At 61.4% G+C, this 18586-nt stretch carries 14 protein-coding genes; 7 read left to right on the top strand and 7 right to left on the bottom strand.

The window, feature by feature from the left end:
- Positions 1–44: 44 nt before the first annotated feature.
- Entirely contained in the window at positions 45–746 is a 702-nt protein-coding gene (locus L0U84_RS00865; RefSeq protein ID WP_233846384.1) for a copper homeostasis protein CutC, read from the bottom strand.
- A gap of 35 nt (positions 747–781) precedes the next feature.
- On the bottom strand, positions 782–2068 hold the full coding sequence (locus L0U84_RS00860; RefSeq protein WP_233846382.1) for an EAL domain-containing protein: 1287 nt from the start codon (positions 2066–2068) through the stop codon (positions 782–784).
- Between the two features lie 326 nt (positions 2069–2394).
- Between L0U84_RS00860 and L0U84_RS00855 the strand changes: the two genes are divergently transcribed.
- Positions 2395–4050: a Na+/H+ antiporter gene (locus L0U84_RS00855; RefSeq protein WP_233846380.1), complete on the top strand. Its 1656-nt coding sequence runs from the start codon at positions 2395–2397 to the stop codon at positions 4048–4050.
- Between the two features lie 58 nt (positions 4051–4108).
- Here L0U84_RS00855 and L0U84_RS00850 read toward each other — a convergent pair whose 3' ends face one another.
- Both L0U84_RS00850 and L0U84_RS00845 read right to left on the bottom strand, forming a co-directional pair.
- The gene (locus tag L0U84_RS00850) at positions 4109–5416 is read right to left on the bottom strand and encodes a solute carrier family 23 protein (RefSeq protein WP_233846378.1); all 1308 of its coding nucleotides are present in this window, start codon (positions 5414–5416) and stop codon (positions 4109–4111) included.
- Positions 5417–5688: 272 nt separating this feature from the next.
- Positions 5689–7221: a sensor domain-containing diguanylate cyclase gene (locus tag L0U84_RS00845; protein ID WP_233846376.1), complete on the bottom strand. Its 1533-nt coding sequence runs from the start codon at positions 7219–7221 to the stop codon at positions 5689–5691.
- Positions 7222–7553: 332 nt separating this feature from the next.
- Here L0U84_RS00845 and antA point away from each other — a divergent pair, with 332 nt between their 5' ends.
- From antA to antC, 3 genes are read left to right on the top strand one after another with little or no spacing between them, the layout of a single operon-like run.
- A complete protein-coding gene (gene antA, locus L0U84_RS00840; protein WP_233846374.1) occupies positions 7554–8954 on the top strand; it encodes an anthranilate 1,2-dioxygenase large subunit in 1401 nt (466 codons plus the stop codon).
- The gene (antB, locus tag L0U84_RS00835; protein ID WP_233846372.1) at positions 8951–9439 is read left to right on the top strand and encodes an anthranilate 1,2-dioxygenase small subunit; all 489 of its coding nucleotides are present in this window, start codon (positions 8951–8953) and stop codon (positions 9437–9439) included. The genes antA and antB overlap by 4 nt, the downstream gene beginning before the upstream one ends.
- A gap of 15 nt (positions 9440–9454) precedes the next feature.
- Entirely contained in the window at positions 9455–10483 is a 1029-nt protein-coding gene (antC, locus tag L0U84_RS00830; RefSeq protein WP_233846364.1) for an anthranilate 1,2-dioxygenase electron transfer component AntC, read from the top strand.
- A gap of 94 nt (positions 10484–10577) precedes the next feature.
- Here the strand turns inward: antC and L0U84_RS00825 are convergent, their stop codons facing one another.
- Positions 10578–11501 carry an AraC family transcriptional regulator gene (locus tag L0U84_RS00825; RefSeq protein ID WP_233846362.1) on the bottom strand — a complete coding sequence of 308 codons (924 nt, stop codon included), beginning with the start codon at positions 11499–11501 and terminating at the stop codon, positions 10578–10580.
- A gap of 888 nt (positions 11502–12389) precedes the next feature.
- Here L0U84_RS00825 and L0U84_RS00820 point away from each other — a divergent pair.
- The 3 genes from L0U84_RS00820 (at position 12390) to L0U84_RS00810 (ending at position 14563) form a co-directional block, all read left to right on the top strand.
- Positions 12390–13166, top strand: a complete 777-nt coding sequence (locus tag L0U84_RS00820; RefSeq protein WP_233846360.1) for a GTPase domain-containing protein — start codon at positions 12390–12392, stop codon at positions 13164–13166.
- A complete protein-coding gene (locus L0U84_RS00815) occupies positions 13159–13698 on the top strand; it encodes a hypothetical protein (protein WP_233846358.1) in 540 nt (179 codons plus the stop codon). The genes L0U84_RS00820 and L0U84_RS00815 overlap by 8 nt, the downstream gene beginning before the upstream one ends.
- Before the next feature lie 202 nt (positions 13699–13900).
- Positions 13901–14563, top strand: a complete 663-nt coding sequence (locus L0U84_RS00810; RefSeq protein ID WP_233846356.1) for a hypothetical protein — start codon at positions 13901–13903, stop codon at positions 14561–14563.
- A gap of 714 nt (positions 14564–15277) precedes the next feature.
- Here the strand turns inward: L0U84_RS00810 and L0U84_RS00805 are convergent.
- Both L0U84_RS00805 and L0U84_RS00800 read right to left on the bottom strand, forming a co-directional pair.
- Complete coding sequence (locus tag L0U84_RS00805) at positions 15278–15880, bottom strand: recombinase family protein (protein ID WP_233846354.1); 603 nt, start codon at positions 15878–15880, stop codon at positions 15278–15280.
- 422 nt (positions 15881–16302) lie between these two features.
- Complete coding sequence (locus L0U84_RS00800) at positions 16303–18330, bottom strand: hypothetical protein (RefSeq protein ID WP_233846352.1); 2028 nt, start codon at positions 18328–18330, stop codon at positions 16303–16305.
- Between the last annotated feature and the right edge of the window lie 256 nt (positions 18331–18586).

Genomic DNA, 18586 nt, shown 5'->3' with positions numbered 1-18586 from the left:
CAACGCCGAAGCGGCTTTTTTCTGCGCGCTCGAGTCTTCATCTGTCAGTGCTGCGGCTCGTCGAGCAACGCCCTAACCTGCGCGACCTTCACGGGATCGACCGGCGCGAGTCCGTTGCCGTTCACGCGTACGCCCGAGCCAAAATGCACGGCCTCGACGCGTGTCTTGCTCACGAAGTCCGCGACCGCATCGACGGTCAAACCGGCACCCGCGAGCACCGTGCAATGCGAGCCCGACGCTTGCCGCACCAGTTCGCTGACCACGGCTTGCGCGTGCAGCACCGAGGGCTTTCCTCCCGAGGTCAGCACATTCGTCACCGCCTCGAAACCGAGCAATACGTCGAGTGCTTCGCGTAGATCGCGCGCCTCGTCGAACGCGCGATGGAACGTGATCGCGAGTCCATCGGCAGCTTCACACGCGCGCGCGAGACCTTCACGGTCGATCGCCCGCTCGGCATCGAGCATGCCGATCACGATGCCGTTCGCGCCGGCCGCCCTCACGGCACGAATGTCGCGCAGCATCACAGTGTAGTCGTCAGCGTCGTAGACGAAAGAGCGGCTATGCGGCCGCACGATTACGTTCACAGGGACGGCGAGCGCGGACACCACCGCCTCGATCAACCCCACACTCGGCGTCAACCCGCCCTCGCCCATCGCGGTCACGAGTTCGATACGGTCGGCACCGGCCTGCGCGGCAGCGCGCGCATCGGCGACGGTCGTGGCAATCACTTCGAGCAGCACGGACATGAGCGCAACCTGACGTCGTTGAAAACGACATCATGTCAGATGCGCGCGTCGCGTTCGTCCTCGACCCAATCGATATCGCCGCACAGCACACAGGTCTCGTTGCCGACACGCGTCGCCACCGACAGCGTCACGCACGGCAACGCCTCGTTGATCGACAGATACGGCCGCGTCACGTGCACCCGCTCCGGCGCGTTGATCGCGACGCTGAAGTACGGACGACGCAGCCAGTTCGCCCCCTGCGCGTCGGCGAGCGGCAGGAAGCGCGTTTCGTGCGCCGCGCGATCGGCGCGCAGCACGACGTTGCGGCCCGCCTGGCGGCCCTTCGCATCGAGCAGAAAACAGCGCGCCGCGTGATCGAGCGCGAGGAAATTCCAGCACACCTCGTCGAGCGGCTCACCGGCGGCGAGGCGCTCCGCGGCGCGTTCGAACGCGCGCAGATACGGCGCGAGCCGACTCGCGCTGCGCCGCTCGCGCGCCTCGGCCTGCTCGCGATAACGCTCGGTGACCTCGCCGATGCAAACCGCCGCGTGGATCGCATCGGCGAGACCCGGATTCGGCCGGCCAAAGAAAAAGCCCTGCACGAAGTCGGCATTGCAGGCGAGCGCCATCTGCGCTTCGTGCTCGGTTTCGACGCCCTCGATCAGCACGAGCTTGCCCGCCTCATGCAGCAGCGCCACGAGCCCCGGCAGGATCGTCGCCATATCGGCGCGATGCGCGGCATGCGACAGCATGACGCGGTCGAGCTTCACGATGTCGGGATTCAGTTGCCAGATCCGCTCGATGTTCGAATGGCCGGCGCCGAAATCATCGAGCGCGATCAGGAAGCCGCGCTCGCGGAACTCACGCACCGCGTCGGCGAGCCGGTCGAGATCTGCGGCGCTTTGCTCGAGCACTTCGAGCACCACGCGCCGCGGCGACAGATCGAGCCGCCGCAGATTCGCGAGCAAAGCGGCCGACAGATACGGGTCGGTCAGCACGCCCGGGTGGACGTTCAGAAACAACCATTCGCGCTCGGCCCCGAGCACCTTGAAGTTCTCCAGATGCAGCGTCTGCGCCAGCCGGTCGATCTGCAGCGCGTCGCCGAGACGCGCGGCCTCGCCGAACACGTCGAGCGGCGACACCGCGCGATCGAGCGCGTCGTGCGCGCGCAGCAGGCCCTCATAGCCGACCGCGCGCAGGTGCGACAGACTGAAAATCGGCTGGAACACGCTAGTCAGCGTCAGTTCGCCGTGCTGCACCGAATAGCGTTGAAGGCCCGAGGTCACCTCGACCTCGAAGCCGTGCGGCACGCTCGCCGCCCTGTCCTGTTGCGCAATCGTCATGCAATCCTCTCACGCGAGAGCCGGCCGGCCCGAATGCAAACAGCAACGAGACCGACGCCGGTCCTCAAAATGTGCGTCATCGTTACCGGTTAAGCAAGGTCCATGCGCACGCTGGCGCACACTGCGCTGTAACTCGCCCGAAAGATTGCACCGGCGACAGTGCGCGTGCGCCGCCCGTGGGCGTAGCGCGCACCGTTGCGGTGCGCGCATTCGCAAGCGGCGTCGCTGCGATGCTCGCGGCAACTGCTCGCGCGGCCGGGCTACACTCGACCCTGCGCATCGCGCCCCTCCCCGGGACACCCTCTTTCATCCGCCCGGAACACACGATGGAAATTGTCTTTACCGTCCTGATCCTACTGCTCGCCGTCGCCGCGTCCGGCGTGCTGACCCGCGCGCTGCCGGTCAAGCTGCCGCTGCCGCTCGTGCAGATCGCGATCGGCGCGATGCTCGCGTGGCCGCGCCTCGACTTGCACGTCGCGTTCGATCCGGAAATCTTCATGCTGCTATTCATTCCGCCGCTGCTATTCGCGGATGGCTGGCGCATCCCGAAGCGCGAGTTCTTCATGGCGCGCCGCGCGATCCTGATGCTCGCGCTCGGCCTCGTGTTCATGACGGTGCTGGTGGTCGGCCACTTCGTGCACGCGCTGGTGCCGCAGATCTCGCTGCCGGTCGCGTTCGCGCTCGCCGCGGTGCTGTCGCCGACCGATGCGGTCGCGCTGTCCGGCATCGCCGGTAAGGGCAAGATTCCCGGGCAGCTGATGCACATCCTCGAAGGCGAGGCGCTGATGAACGACGCGTCGGGACTCGTCGCGCTGAAGTTCGCGATCGCCGCCGCGCTGACCGGCGCGTTCTCGCTGCGTGCAGCGTCGGTGAGCTTCGTGATCATCGCGGTGGGCGGCCTCGCGGTGGGCGCGGCGGTGAGCGCGGTGTTCAGCTTCGTGTCCGCGCGCTTCCTGAATGTCTCCGAGGAGGGCGACCCCGCGCCCGGCGTCGTGATGACGCTGCTGATTCCATTCGCCGCCTATCTGACCGCCGAGCGCTTCGAGCTGTCGGGCATTCTCGCCGCGGTCTCCGCCGGCATGATGATGAACTACGCGAGCATCGCGGAGAAATGGCAGGTCGCCTCGCGCGTGCGCGCGTCGAGCACGTGGACGATGATCGAGTTCGTGTTCAACGGCATGGTGTTCATCATGCTCGGCCTGCAGTTTCCGCACATCCTCGGCCGCGCATTGCTCGACGCGCACGAAACCAACGACGCGCAGGTCGCGCTGCTGATCGGCTATATCGTTGCGGTGGCGATCGCGTTGTACGCGATGCGCTTCGCGTGGGTGTGGCTGCTGCGCTGGTTCGCGAGCCGCCGCGCGACGAAGCACGGCGTCGCGAACGCAGTGCCGGGGTTGCGCATGGCATCGGTGACGACGGTGGCCGGCGTGCGCGGCGCGGTGACGCTCGCGGGCGTGCTGTCGCTGCCTGAGGTGCTGCCGAACGGCACGCCGCTGCCGGGACGCGATCTCGCGATCTTCATCGCGTCGGGCGTGATTCTGCTGTCGCTGCTGGTGGCGGTGGCCGCGTTGCCGCTGCTGCTGCGCGGCTGGCGGCGCGGCAAGGACCCGCATGCGGCCGAAGAAGCGCTCGCGCGTACGCTCGCCGCGCAGTCGGCGATTCGCGCGATCGATCATCTGCACGACACCGAGTGCGCGGACCTCGAGGAATCGGCGCAGGCCTATGCGACCGATGTGACCGCGCGCGTGATGGGCCTGTACCGCCGCCGCCTCGCGACACTCGACGACGAACAGGCACCCCGCGAACTCGCGCGCAGCGCCGATGCGCTCGAATTCCGCATGAAGCTCGCGGCGATGCGTGCCGAGCGCAAGACGCTGCTCGATTTGCGCGACACCCAGCGCATCAACGACGAGACGATGAACAAGCTGATGCGTGAGGTGGATCTGTCGGAGACGGCGCTGACCGCGCGCAAGAGGTAGGGGCTACTGCATTGACAACGGCACCGGCGCTGGAAACGCCGGTGCCGGTAGAAAAAGCTCAGGCCACCGGCCCTTGCGTCGGCTTTCTTCTCAACAGCGCGTACAGGATGATCGCGCCGAACGTCGCGGTGCCGATGCCGCCGAGCCCGAAGCCGCCGAGCTTCAGCGAGAAGTCGCCGGCGCCGAGCACGAGCGTGACGGCCGCGACGATCAGATTGCGGTTGTCGGAGAAGTCGACCTTGTTGACGACCCAGATGCGCGCGCCCGTCACCGCGATCAGCCCGAACACGACGATCGACACGCCGCCCAGCACCGGTCCCGGAATCGTCTGGATCACCGCGCCGAACTTCGGCGAGAAGCCGAGCACGAGCGCGATCAACGCGGCGATCACGAACACCAGCGTCGAATAGATCTTCGTGACCGCCATCACGCCGATGTTCTCCGCGTACGTGGTGACGCCAGTGCCGCCCGCGAAGCCGGACACGATCGTCGCGAGCGCATCGCCGAGAAACGCGCGGCCGATGTAGCGGTCGAGGTTCTGGCCCGTCATCGCGCTGACGGCCTTGATGTGGCCGAGGTTTTCGGCGACGAGGATCACCGCGATCGGCGCGAGCAGCGTCATCGCGTGAGGGTCGAACACCGGCGACATGAACTGCGGCAAGCCGAACCACGCGGCATTCGCGACGATCGAAAAATCGATCGGCTTGCCCATACCCAGGCCGTTCGTGAGGATCGCGTAAATCACGTAGGCGAGCAGCAGGCCGACCAGGATCAGCAGACGCTGCAGCATGCCGCGCGTGAACACCGCGACCGCGCCGACGCACAGCACCGTGACGAGCGCCATCCACGACTCGAAATTGCTGCCGCTCACGCCATGCACGGCGATCGGCGCGAGGTTCAAACCGATCACGCAGACGATCGCGCCGGTCACGACCGGCGGCATCAGCGTTTCGATCCAGGCCGTGCCGACCACCGACACGATCAGGCCGATCACCCCATACGCGACGCCGCACGCGATGATGCCGCCCAACGCGACCGGAATGTTCGGGTTCGCGCCGTGTCCGCCGTAGCCGGTCACCGCGATCACGAGGCCGATGAACGCGAAGCTCGAACCGAGATAGCTCGGCACGCGCCCGCCGACGAGCACGAAGAACAGCAAGGTGCCGATCCCCGACATGAAGATGCACAGGTTCGGATCGAAGCCCATCAGCAACGGCGCGAGCACGGTCGAGCCGAACATCGCGACGACGTGCTGGATGCCCATCGCGAACATCTGCGGCCAGGCGAGCCGTTCATCGATGCCGACGATGCCGCCCTCGGCGGCGGCAGGCTGGCGGCGCCAGCGGGGGAAATAGGATGCGGCCATCGCGGGGATTCTCCTCAGGGTCGGCGTGGTATGTGCGGCTTGGTGTATGCCGATCACGCGCTGCGGCGTGGGTCCGGCAGAGTTACGCGCGAGTTTACGGAGAGCAATAAGGGCTGGCAAGCGGGCTGGCAAGGGGCCCAGCAAATGAGCGCTGGAAGCGGGGTTGTGAAGCGGGTTGTGAAGCGGGTTGTGAAGCGGGCTATGAAACCGGGTATGAAGCGGACTATGGGGCAGGCCCCGAAGCGCGCCGAAAAGCGCACCCCCGGGGCGTGTCAATTCGCGCCGCGCGCGTCCGTGTCCGGCGTGACCGCGGCGCCGTCCCGCGAGGCGTTGTCCGTGGTCTGTCCAAACGCCATCACCCGATTACGGCCGGCATCTTTCGCGTGATACAGCGCTTCGTCGGCGGCGTCGACGAGCGCGCGGCTCGTCGCGATCGCCGTGCCCTGCGCGGTCGCAGTTCCCGCGCTCACAGTCAGCACGTGATGCGCGCTCGCCACATGGCGGCATTGCAGTGCCTGCACCGCCGCGCGGATCTGCTCGGCGATCCGCTGCGCGCCCGCCGTATCGGTGTCCGGCAGCAGCACCGCGAACTCCTCGCCGCCGAAGCGCGCGGCCGTGTCGCCCGGGCGCCGCACGTTCTGCGCGATGCAGCGCGCGACGCCGATCAGCGCTTCGTCGCCGGCCGGATGGCCGTACAGGTCGTTGAAGCCCTTGAAGTTGTCGACGTCGATCAGCAGCAGCGACAGCGGCCAGCCGTTGCGCTGCGCGCGTCGCCATTCTTCGCTCACGTGCTCCTCGAACGCGCGGCGGTTGTTCAGGCCGGTCAGCCCGTCGGTGCGCGCCAGTTCGCGCAACTCGTCCTCGGCCGCGCGGCGCAGGCGCAACTGACGTGAGAACAGGATTGCGAGCGCGATGATCGTCACGTCGAGCGCGCCGATCAGCGTGCCGATGATCCATGCGCGACGCCGCCATTCGACGTAGATGTCGCGCGTCGATAGCGCGACGTCGAGGATCAGCGGATAGACGTCGATATGGCGGAACGCGTACCAGCGCTCGACGCGATCGATCGCCGCGGTACCGAAGAAGTCGCCGCTCGGCTGTTTGACGAAGCGCGAGTAATTGGCCGTGCCGGTCAGATTGATGCCGATCGTTTTCGAATCGTAAGGACGGCGCATCAACATCGTGCCGTCGCTGAGCATCAACGCCATCGAGCCGCTCGGCCCGAGCTTCATGCCGTCGAACAACCGATGGAAATACGTGAGGCGCAGCGTGCCGACCACCACCCCGCCGAAGCTGCCGTCCGGCTTCGAAATGCGCCGGCTCAGCGCGATGCGCAGGTCCTCGTCTGTGCCGTTCGGGCTGAACGGATGGCCGATGTAGAGGCCGACGTCGGGAGCCGCGCGCTGCGCCTTGAAGTAATCGCGCTCGGCATGGTTACTGGCGCGCGGCGGCCACGAGCGTGAATCGAAACGCACATTGCCGTTCTCGTCGAGCACGAATACCGAGCCCATGTCCTTGGCGCTGATCGAGCCGTCGAACAGCACCATCTGGCGGATCTCCGGCGGCAGATCGAGCACGCCGGGCTGCTTCAGTCCGTCGATCACCGCGCGCAGCGACAGGTCGTAGATCTCGAGATTGCGCGACACGTCGCGCTCGACCAGCAGGGATATGTTGCCGACGGAGTCCTGCGCGCGCCGCAATGCGTCTTCGCGCATCTGTGCGAGCAGCGACACGGCGATCGCGAGGATCGCCCCCGCCAGCAAGACGCTGATCGCAATCACGTTGTTCGGTCGGCGCGTCACCATGCGTTTTGGGTTCTGACATGCGCGGAACGTCGCGCGTGAAGAAGCGGCCGCGATCCGGCAATAACCGTCAAAGACGCGACCATCGAGACGGTAGCGTAGCAGACATGGCGGCCCTGCAAACGTTTGCAAGCACAGGTTTTTGCCCCTTCGGGCAAAAACGGCGCGCCAGAAGCCCCGTCCGGCGGGCGTCTGCGCCCGATCGCCAGATTATCCAGCCGGCCCCAATTATTCGGATAGCAAATGCATATTGGCTGGATAGTTGGCCTCGCCACTTGGGTATTCAATCGAGCCTGTCACGTTCAAACGATTGGACACAAGGAGAGAGACACATCATGAGCGAGAAACGCAGCGCCTCGGAATGGCGCGAATTCGTTAGCGGCTGTCTGGACTTCCGCCCGGCGGAAGGTGTGTACCGGATTGCCCGCGAAATGTTCACCGAGCCCGAGCTGTTCTCGCTCGAGATGGAGCATATCTTCGAGAAGGCCTGGATCTATGCTTGCCACGAAAGCGAAATCGCCAACAAGAACGATTTCGTGACGATGCGCGCGGGCCGACAGCCGCTGATCATCTCGCGCGACAGCGCCGGCAACCTGAACGCGATGATCAACGCGTGCCAGCACCGCGGCGCGACGCTCACGCGGATGACCAAGGGCAACCAGTCGACCTTCACGTGTCCGTTCCATGCGTGGTGCTACAAGAACGACGGCCGCCTCGTGAAGGTGAAGGCGCCCGGCGAATACTGCGACGACTTCGACAAGTCGGTGCGCGGCCTGAAGAAAGCGCGCATCGCGAGCTACAAAGGCTTCGTGTTCGTGAGCCTCGACGTCGACGGCACCGACACGCTCGAAGACTATCTCGGCGACGCGCGCATCTTCTTCGACATGATGGTCGCGCAGTCGCCGACCGGCGAACTCGAAGTGCTGCCCGGCAAGTCGACCTACACGTTCGACGGCAACTGGAAGCTGCAGAACGAAAACGGTCTCGACGGCTATCACGTGAGCACCGTGCACTACAACTACGTGGCGACCGTGCAGCACCGTCACGAGTCGAACGCGAAGAAAGACGAGAACGGTGACAGCGCGAGCGGCACGCTCGACTACAGCAAGCTCGGCGCCGGCGACAGCGAAACCGACGACGGCTGGTTCGCGTTCAAAAACGGCCACAGCGTGCTGTTCAGCGACATGCCGAATCCTCAGGTGCGTCCCGGTTATGACAGCGTGATGCCGCGGCTCGTCGAAGCCTATGGTCAGGACAAGGCCGAATGGATGATGCACCGGCTGCGCAACCTGAACGTCTACCCGAGCCTGTTCTTCATGGACCAGATCAGCTCGCAGCTGCGCATCGTGCGGCCGGTCGCGTGGAACAAGACCGAGATCATCAGCCAGTGCATCGGCGTGAAGGGCGAGTCGGCGAAGGATCGCGAGAACCGAATCCGTCAGTTCGAAGACTTCTTCAATGTGTCCGGCATGGGCACGCCCGACGACCTCGTCGAGTTCCGCGAGCAGCAACGCGGCTTCCAGGCGCGCCTCGAACGCTGGAGCGACATCTCGCGCGGGCATCACAAGTGGGCGAGCGGCGCGACCGCGAACACCACGCTGCTCGGCATCGCGCCGAATCTGACCGGCACCGAGCTGACCCACGAAGGGCTTTACGTGAACCAGCACGGCAACTGGCGCGACACGATCCTCAAGGGTCTCGACAAATCCATCGAATCGCAGGGAGAGCAGGCATGAGCCAACTCCAACACTCCGTCGAGCAGTTTTTGTATCTGAAGGCCGATCTGTGCGACAAGCAGCAATGGGACGAATACCTCGAGCTGTTCGATCCGCAGAGCGTGTTTCATGTGCCGCAGTGGGACTCGGAGCACGTGTACACGACCGATCCGAAGCAAGGCATGTCGCTGATTTACTACTCGGATCGCGCCGGTCTCGAAGACCGCGTGTTCCGTCTGCGCACCGGCAAGTCGGCCGCGTCGACGCCGCTGCCGCGCACGATGCATCAGATCAGCAACGTGCGTCTGACCGAGCGCGAAGATGCGAGCGTCGAAGCGAACGTGAACTGGTCGACGCTGTACACGCGCCACGGCTCGACCGACTACTTCTACGGCCGCGCGGTGTACGACCTGCAAGCGTCGGGCGATAGCTGGAAGATCACGCGCAAGCACGTGCTGCTGCTGAACGACCACATCAACGCGGTGCTGGATTTCTACCATCTGTAAGCCGGGAGCACGACGATGAAACATAAAGTCGCGTTGAACTTTGCCGATGGCAAGACCGCGTTCTTCGATGTGAGCCCGAACGAGCTGCTGCTCGACGCGGCGCTGAAGAACGGCGTGAACATTCCGCTCGACTGCCGCGAAGGCGTGTGCGGCACCTGCCAGGGGCGCTGCGAATCGGGCGACTACGAGCTCGATTACGTCGACGAAGAAACGCTCAGTGAAGAAGACCTCGCGCAGCGCAAGATCCTGTCGTGCCAGACGCGAGTGAAGTCGGATGCGTCGTTCTACTTCGACTTCGACTCGACGCTGTGTGAAGGTGCCGGCACGAGCACCGTGTCCGCGAGCGTGGTCGGCGTCGATCTGGTGTCGGCGACGACCGCGATCCTGCGTGTCAATGCGAGCGCACATGCACGTCAGCTGGATTTTCTGCCGGGCCAGTATGCGCGCGTGAAAGTGCCGGGCACCGAAGACTGGCGCTCGTACTCGTTCGCGAATCATCCGAACGCGCGCAACGAGCTGCAATTCCTGATCCGTCTGCTGCCCGACGGCGTGATGAGCAACTACCTGCGCGAACGTTGCAAGGTCGGCGACACGGTCGAGTTCGAGGCGCCGCTCGGCGCGTTCTATCTGCGCCAGGTCGAGCGTCCGCTCGTGATGGTCGCGGGTGGCACCGGACTCTCCGCCTTCCTCGGCATGCTCGACGACATCTCGGCGAAACGCAATGTCGCGCATCCGGTGCGTCTGTACTACGGCGTCACGAATGCGGCCGATCTGTGCGAGACCGAGCGCATCAACGGTTACAGGGCGAGCATCGAAGGATTCGCGGTCGAGACGGTCGTGATGAATCCGGCGCCGGAATGGTCGGGCAAGATCGGGCTGATTCCCGAGCATTTCGACCGCTCGTTTCTCGAATCGAACGGCTTCGACATGTACGTGTGCGGACCGCCGCCGATGGTCGAGGCGATCAAGACCTGGCTCACCGAGCAGGGTATTCAGGACTACCGGTTGTTTTACGAGAAGTTCGGCGAAAGCAACGCCCGATAAAGCGTGCTTCGCTGGCAGGTCTCTGTTCGTCCCGTTTCGTCGCGCGAGCGATGGGACGGGACTTTTTTTGTTCGCGGGTGCTTCTTTCGAGGATCTAACGCCGCGCCGCGCGCTTCAGCGTTTCGGACGGCGACTCGCCGAACAGTGCCTTGTATTCGGTCGAGAAGCGGCCAAGATGCGACATCCCCCAGCCCAGCGCCACCGACGAAATATTGCGCACCGAGCGGTCTTCGAGAATATCGCGCCGTGCGGATTCGAGCCGGTAGCGCTTCAGATATCCGATCGGCGCGCAGCCGAAATATTGACGGAAACCTTCGAACAGTTTGAAGCGCGACACACCGGAGGCGCGCTCGATGTCTTCGAGCGTGATCGGCTCGCGGGCGTTGTCGTGAATGAACTGGCGCGCGCGGGTCAGGTAATGCGGTGGCGTCGGCGCGGACGCGTTGGCTAGCTGCTCCGAGTAGTTATGCGGCTGCGACAGCAGTAGGCCCTTGAGCAACGTTAGTTCAAATTCGCTGGACATGTAGAGTTGGCCCAGCGATGGTCCGGAACGCTCCATTTCGCCGGCCAGGAATTTGACCATGCGCCACCATGAGGCCTGGTCGCCGGCGGCTGCGTCCATGTCGGGCTGGAATACGAGTGGGGCTTCGACGGGGCGTTGCAGCATCGTCTGTAGCACCTGTTGAAGCGCGGAGCGAGGGATCGCTACGTGCAACTTGCGGCAGTTGCCGGTGATCGTGAGGTCCTGCGATTCTTGCGGACTGACGATGAGGCCGCAGTCCTGATCCGATAGCCACCGTTTTCCGTGTGCGGCGAGTTCCTGTTCGCCGACCATCGGGAGGCTCACGCTGTAGCAGTTCAGTGGACTGTTTTCGTTCACCGCGACCGTTACGTCGGTGCCGTATTCGACGTAGCCGATTGTTGTTGCCATCGCGCGTAGGACGGTGCCGGATTGATGGAAACGCAGGCGTTCCGGGTGGCTGACTTGCAGGCCGTGCGGGCCGCAGATGGACGCCATCCAGTCGCGGGCGCCGGCGAGGTCGCTTAGGGCGGCGCGGAGGTCGCGGGTGGTGGGGTCGTCCGGGGGTGGCATACGGGGGAGGGAGGTGTTGGGGGTGTGCGTCTGGAGGATGGTCGTTGGGGTGTGAAGCGAAGGTCAGGATGTGGTTGGGTAAGCCTACATCAACCGTGGGCGGTTCGGGCGGGTGAATAAAACATTGGGGTGGGTGAAACGCAGCCCCCGCGCGCACCGGACTTGATGCTGAATGGGAACAGATTGAAATTGAAGTGAAAGGGAGGGGATTCGTTGCGCATTTAAATGCTGGCAGAACAGGGGTTCTGCATATTTTTTCGAGCTGCGGCGTATCGTCGACCTTTAACCCCATCGATGCCGATCACCGAGCCTTCCTCCGCTAACGGGTTACGCTGACGGATACGGTCAACGCATGCATCGGGGGTAATGACGATGAGCGTTTGTCGATTAGGAAAAACCCAGAAACCGGAGCGTGGCCGGTTTTTGGTTTGAAGAATCTGGTGAGGAGGACAACCAAACTCTAGACGAGAAAGCTTTACAGACAAGGATCAACTAGCTTTGATTTTTCGAGTTGCCCCCAAAATTGCCCCCGTGCTGTGCAGGCATGGTAGCCGTGCTGTCATCACCGTTTGACGGATTCGCCGCAACTAGTCACGCTGCGATACCTTCCCATCTGACGGATGTGGAGCCTCGCCGTTCTCCCGCGGACCGGGCGGATTGTGCGCGACTGACTCAGAGACAGCAGCGATTCCAACGTGAGATGCCTATAATCTAGCTGGCCGGAGAATCTGTCCCATGGGTGATAGGTGCTCCGAACGATGGCGTTCGGCGAACATCGAACGACCGGGGAAAAAGAGTTAACGAGGAAACTATATGAGCGGGATCGGGGTTGCTGAAGCGAAGGTCGCGGTTGATTTCTTAAAATTGGCTAAGAAAGAAGGATGGCTGGACCAAGCGCTCAGTGCGTTCAAACACAAGCACAACATCCTTGTACTAGGTAGCACGGGCGTAGGAAAAACGAATTTCCTGCAGTCCCTTACGACGCTTACCCCCGCTGCAATCGATCACATGAATCGTACTGAGTTTGCTCAAAAGCACAAAATTAAAATCGCCAAGGAGCCTTTTATTTTTCTTGATACGCCCGGGGAACTCGGCAAGGCTCCTTTGCGAAAAAAGGCGATCCGAGAAGCGATGGCAAAAAAGATAACTGGCGTAATTAATGTCGTTGCGTATGGTTATCACGAACACAGGACGCCAGAAAAAGACGTCGTGAATGATCAAGGGATTGTCGACGAAGCGTATCTCGATGCTCATAGAAAGTTAGAGGTTTCGGCTCTAGCAGAATGGGTAGAGCTGCTCGGGGACCGCGAACAAATCGATTGGGCAATCACCATTGTCACCAAAGCAGATTTGTGGTGGCATAAAAAGGAGGAAGTTTTTTCACATTATCAGTCGGGAGATTATTACCAGCGCTTGGGATCACTTAGCGCAATGGCTCCCGCTGTTGTGGAGTATTCGTCTGTTTTCCACAAATTTTACGGCGAAGGTCGACTTTCCGGTGAATTTGATGATAAAAATCGCGAACGCGCGAGAGGACAGCTTCTTAACACTCTGCTGCAGTCCGTCGGAAAAGGAAGTCTAAATGGTTGAGTCCGAGCCACCAGATAGAGAAGCCGTTTTCGACCTGGGACCGGGGTCTCGCCATTTGAGTAATTCTATATGGCAATTAGACTCCATTTCCAGAAAGATGCGAATCCTTGGCCTTTACGCAGTCGGTTTAATGGCGCTTCTTTTGTTGCTGACGCTTATGAATCTGAGCGGAAAGGCTTTTTTTCTTGATTTCGCTTTCGCGCGACTATCTCTATTTTTCAGTATTGCCGCAGCACTTTGCATTTTCATTGTATTGGTGATGCGTGATTCGCTAAGGCGTCGCGGGAATGCATTATTCGAGGAATTAAGCGACGAGCTACAGTGGTATGCAATTGGAGACCATCGGGGCGAAGCGCGATCAGGATCCACCTCGCGCCCGCCACTCGAGATTCGCGTCGTGTTGCGTTCCTACGCTCGTACTACCGACTTGCCGATGGTGCCGGGTCGATATGGTGAAGCGATCTACATGGCTACCGCATTTATGCTGGTTCTAGCGGATGTCGCAACGATGACTGTCGTTAAATACTATTAGTAAGCGAGCGAGCGCGTCGCCGGGTGTGCACGACTTTCTAGTGTCTTCGGAATTCCTGCCCCAAGCGCGCATCGCACAGCGCAGCGTCGTGCAATCAGTCGTCCAGTAGGCTTAAGCTAATCGCGCTGCTCGTGCGTGCATGGAACTGTCGTTATGGCTTGGCGACTGAATTCCCTCTGTACCGCCCGCAACCTCCGCGTCGATGATTACGATCGCGATTCGCGCGTGGTCCCGTCCTCGTTCTCGGGAGGTCCGCACTATCTCGGTTGGTCTGGTCAAGCGTCGCCCACTTTTATTGAGCTATCGTCATCGCAAAGACAACATGGTCCTCACGCTGAACCAATTTAAACGGAGCACGCGCGCGCCGCAGTCTCCCTACCTTTCGGAACCTAACAGGCTTGGTGATGTGATCGCCGCTATCCAAGTCATGGCAACGTATAAATTCTACAAGACAAGTTTCGAGGACTGGTCCGATCGAATCGCTGCCGACAAATCGCAAGCTGACAAGTGGAAAAGAATATTCATTGAGCATCCCGAGTTCTTTCGATTGGATTCAGCACGCGAACGGGCATCGCTCGTGTGGCGTCGACAGTTTGCTAAGCGCTATGACGTTGATCAGGAACGCGCAGTAACGGCCGACGAAGCTAAAGAGATATTGCACGGTCCGCGCGGCGACAGACTTTCGCGTAATCCGCTTACAGCGTCGGACATCAAAACGTTGATCGATACCGCCGTGAATTTGCATAGCCGCGCACTCGAACACGAGAAGGATAAGCGGTGGTGGATACCTATATTCAGCGCGGTGGGCGCGTTGATCGGGTCATTCCTCGGTGCCGCCGCAACGTATCTCACACATCACGGTTGAACGTTGCCGACTCGACTTCGATTATTGAGCAGTTACGTGCAGCCGACGCAACCGCGCTGCCGTCGCGCTTCGATGCCGTTTTGATCAAGGCTCTTCTTGCGCACGGGGCTCGCTGGCATGATCTCGGGAATCCCATACTTAGAGCCCGGCCGGACGTTGACCATTGGCACGCGCAGAGGCGCTTGGTAAGTCGCTACATCGGTTACGGCACAGCAGATATTGTCCGTGCGCTGACATGCACCGAACAGCGCGCGACCCTCTTGGGGGCAGGCCAACTGCGCAACGAAGAGGCATTGGAGTTTCGCGTTCCGCTTCGGGAAGCACTAAACGCGCGCGTGGTAATGAGACGGCTGACCGTGACCCTCGCATGGCTGTCTCCGGTGAATCCACGTCATTCCCACTACCGAACTGCTCGGCTATGGGTCGATCTACCCGACGATCCGCTGAGACGTAGAGGCTCGACAAGCCCGGCTGGGAACGCTTCAACTTGAGATATTTGAAGGTGGGGGCGCGGTCCCGATTGTTGCCGATCAGGACTTGGTACTGCGGGTAAACTGTTTGGCCGACGCCGGGCCATTGACCGAGCCTGTAGACTTTGCGCTCTGCGTCTCGTTGGAGGTCGCAGAAGGTATCGATGTTCCTGTCTATCAACAAATTCGTGAGCGAGTTCAACAACGAATTGCTGTTGCTTCTGCAACGGCGTAGCGCCCCTCTTTATGCGTCTTTCGTGCCTTCGGAGCAGGCTCTCTTGACTGTAGCCGTTCCAACGCCGAACTTTTCAGCGGTTTCCCGAATGCTCGCGCCGCGCTCCGCTCGCCATGCCTTGATCGCCGCGTAGTCGTGTGAGCGTGTGCGCCCCTTGTACTTTCCTTCGGCTTTCGCGATTGCCACACCGCGCCGCTGCATCTCGGCGCGATTTATATAGTCGGCTTCTCCCTGCGCGGCCATGAACGCCAGAATCGCGTCGCGCGTGGCTTTCTCGATCGGGTCTTTGGCCTTTCCGTCGAAGGTCATCCCGTTGAGCGTGCATTCAACACGCACACCCAGTTCCATTAACCGGCGCATGGTCGCGTGCAGTTCGTCATAGCGACGGCTAATACGGTCGAGCCAGCGCACGATGAGAACGCCGCCGTGCCGCAGATCGTGTTCGGCTTTGCGCCACTGCTCGCGGGCATCGGGGGCCACGTGGTAGCCGCTCACGCCCTCGTCTATGAAAATGTCCTTCCTGTCTACGCCGTGGGCTCTAGCGTCCTCTAATTGGCTCGCGGAGGACTGGCCGTCCGTGGTGGAAATTCGTCCGTAGTAGAGTTTGCGCATGGTCTTATATGGATCATTTGAGATGATAGCTCAATTCTATCACATGGCTCACTCCCGGTTAATCCTATTGATCCAAGTGGATCGCCCCCGGACTGTGGCTCGCTACGGTGTACCGAAATGAGCCAGCGCACGGAAACCAAAAACGACAAACCCGGCGGAAGCCGGGTTTGTCATCAAATGCCGTTCGCATCGGGTATGGCGTAGACGCGCTGATTTGTTTTCAATCAGCGTCGACGCTTAGCGACTTCGCGCACATCTTTTTCGCTCGTCTTACCTGTCTCTTTAAGCATCGTTTCAAGCATCGTTTCAGGGGAAAACCCTGTCTCGGCACGGCTGCAACCAGCGATTCAACGACCACCTCGCGGCACCCACTTGCCGCCAATCTGCCGCAAGCGGGCTTCTGACCCCGCAAAGCTGGTCGGCTATGCAACGTTCTGATCGTCGTCGCCTTCGTCCCATTCGGTTTCATCAAATGGTTCTTCAGCCTGTTCCGCAGCTCCCCTACTAGACGAAGGCACTTCGCCAGTGCCATAGGCGCGTCGGAACGTTCGACTCCAAACAACGAGTTCCTCGTCGATTTCTGCAAGGAGCTCTCGCCAGACGGCGCAAGCTCGGTAATCAACTCCCTGCGACTCGACCAAAGGTTGCGCGTCATCGCCGGTCACGGAACCAAGATCGGCAAAGGCTTTCTTTGCTTCTTCCATCGCGGCACTGAACGCGTCGACTCGATTGTGAAAGTGATCCTGCGGGGTATCGCCGGGCCGAGGGGCCCGCTTCTTCCCTGCAGGGGGGAATTCGCCGCGTAGGTAGATGTCGTTGATCGGCAGATCGCCGCCGCCATCCTTGAGCTTTCGGATGTCGCCATTTTCATCGACTGCCCTAAGCGGAGCACCCTCCCCGAAATCAGTAAGTGCCTGCCCAAGCTGGAAAATGCCCTGTTGAGTCTGGCGCATAGCATCAAGTACTTCGCCTGGTGTTCTGCGATCAGGTTGCGAGTTGCCCGAAGTGCCCCGATCAGCGTTGAGCCGGCCTGATACGAGCAGGGGATAGGACGCCCGGACGGCCAATTCGACCGATGCCGGACCGGCGTCGATCGCACCGCCAGCGGCAATCGCCTCCCGAAGCTCTGACAACGCGTTCTTAACTAACTGGTCGGTATCCCTACCGGTACTCTCCCACGCCTCACGATGAACGGACTTGCCAAAGGCATGCCGCATATAGCGCCGAATCTGGTCGGTTTTCGCTGGGTCTCCTGCAACCGCACGAAGTATGAGTGCCGTCGCGAGTTCGTTAGCCAGTTTTGACGTGATTCGCTTTCGCGTTGACTGACTGGTCACTGCTACGCGGATCGCTTCGTTGAATTCCGGGCCGGCGTTTGTCAACAAGCGGACGATGCTAGCGGCTCTTCGAACCGGATCAGAGGACAGGTGTGCCGCTTCGGCTTCTGACTTCGTGCACGCACCCGCATAGTAGTTGCGCTCGGTATCGGAAATGAGCCCGCGCCGGAACATCTCATCAAGCACTTCATCCGCTAACGACTCGTTTTCAGGCCCTTCCCCCCAAGGTTTCGGCGGGTCGACGTGACGCAACGCGACCAACGACTTCACCGCAGTAGAAAATCCCGTCGTACCCGACGAATGTGGGACAAAACCCACCAGAATTAGCGCAGGAATCTGCTCGCATCGCAATGCGATGAGATCGTTGTTGTCCGCGCCAGTTTCGAGACTCGCGTTCAGCTTCCGAATCCGCGCACGAAACGCAGCCTCATTGGATTCGTATGGAACGTCGGCTGACCGCACATCCAAGAGATGGTGAACTGCCGTCACGCGGGAAGAGCCCTCGGCCGTGGTCAGTGTCGTTGCAGGCTCCGTTCCGTCTGGCGAGCTATATGTCGTAGATACAAGCCAGACCGCCTCCATCACTCCTTGGGATGCGATGGAAGAGCGCCAATCGTTCTCCGACAAGACGTAGGCAGCAGCATGCTGCGCGGCCCAATTCAGGTGGTGTCGACTTTCGATTTCGACTTCGAGTTCGGCGAGATGCGGTCTCTTCGCATCCAACGCGCGAGGCTCCGGTATCGGTCGAAACTTCGAGTCTTCACCGGCACTTCCCGGGTCAACCGCGAACGGGTGCCGCCGAGATGGAAGGGTGCGGGGGTTCCGAGGATCAGGCATGACTCGCCGCGACCAAACAGTCGTTCGAATTCCAAGGAGCGTGCCCCCCGGAACTGCAATTCGTTCGACTTCGGGGTCTGATGGATCGCCGATCAATTTTCTCACGGCGGACGGATCAACAACGGAATTCGCGATGGCTGTTGCCGTCGCGGCGGACAACCCAAAAGCCGCCGCAATTCTCTCAGCGAGCGAGCGACGAGCCTGCGCGTTGGCGAATTCTGGAAGCGCCTCAACTGGGCGCGGGAAAACGTGATCTTCGAAGGATAGGATGTTCATGACAGTGTCCTTAGCAAGCACGACCGACGACGACACTCGCCGTTCGACTCGGTCGCAACATTGGTTGCAAAAACCGAGGTGCCGAGGACACAGGGTGACCAGGCGCATCCTCCTTCCGCTTACCGAACTCAAGCCCGGCGTCACCGAAGGCGGCAACAGCTATGAATCGTAACTCCAAGACGTACGAGGCAGAGGCAATGAATCTGCATATCCTCGCGTAGCCGCCTCTCACCGCTTGGTGAGAGTGAAAAACGTA

Source organism: Paraburkholderia sp. HD33-4, assembly GCF_021390635.1.
Lineage (GTDB): Bacteria > Pseudomonadota > Gammaproteobacteria > Burkholderiales > Burkholderiaceae > Paraburkholderia.
Note: the sequence above shows the minus strand (reverse complement) of the source record. Positions and strands in the feature narration are given on the sequence as shown.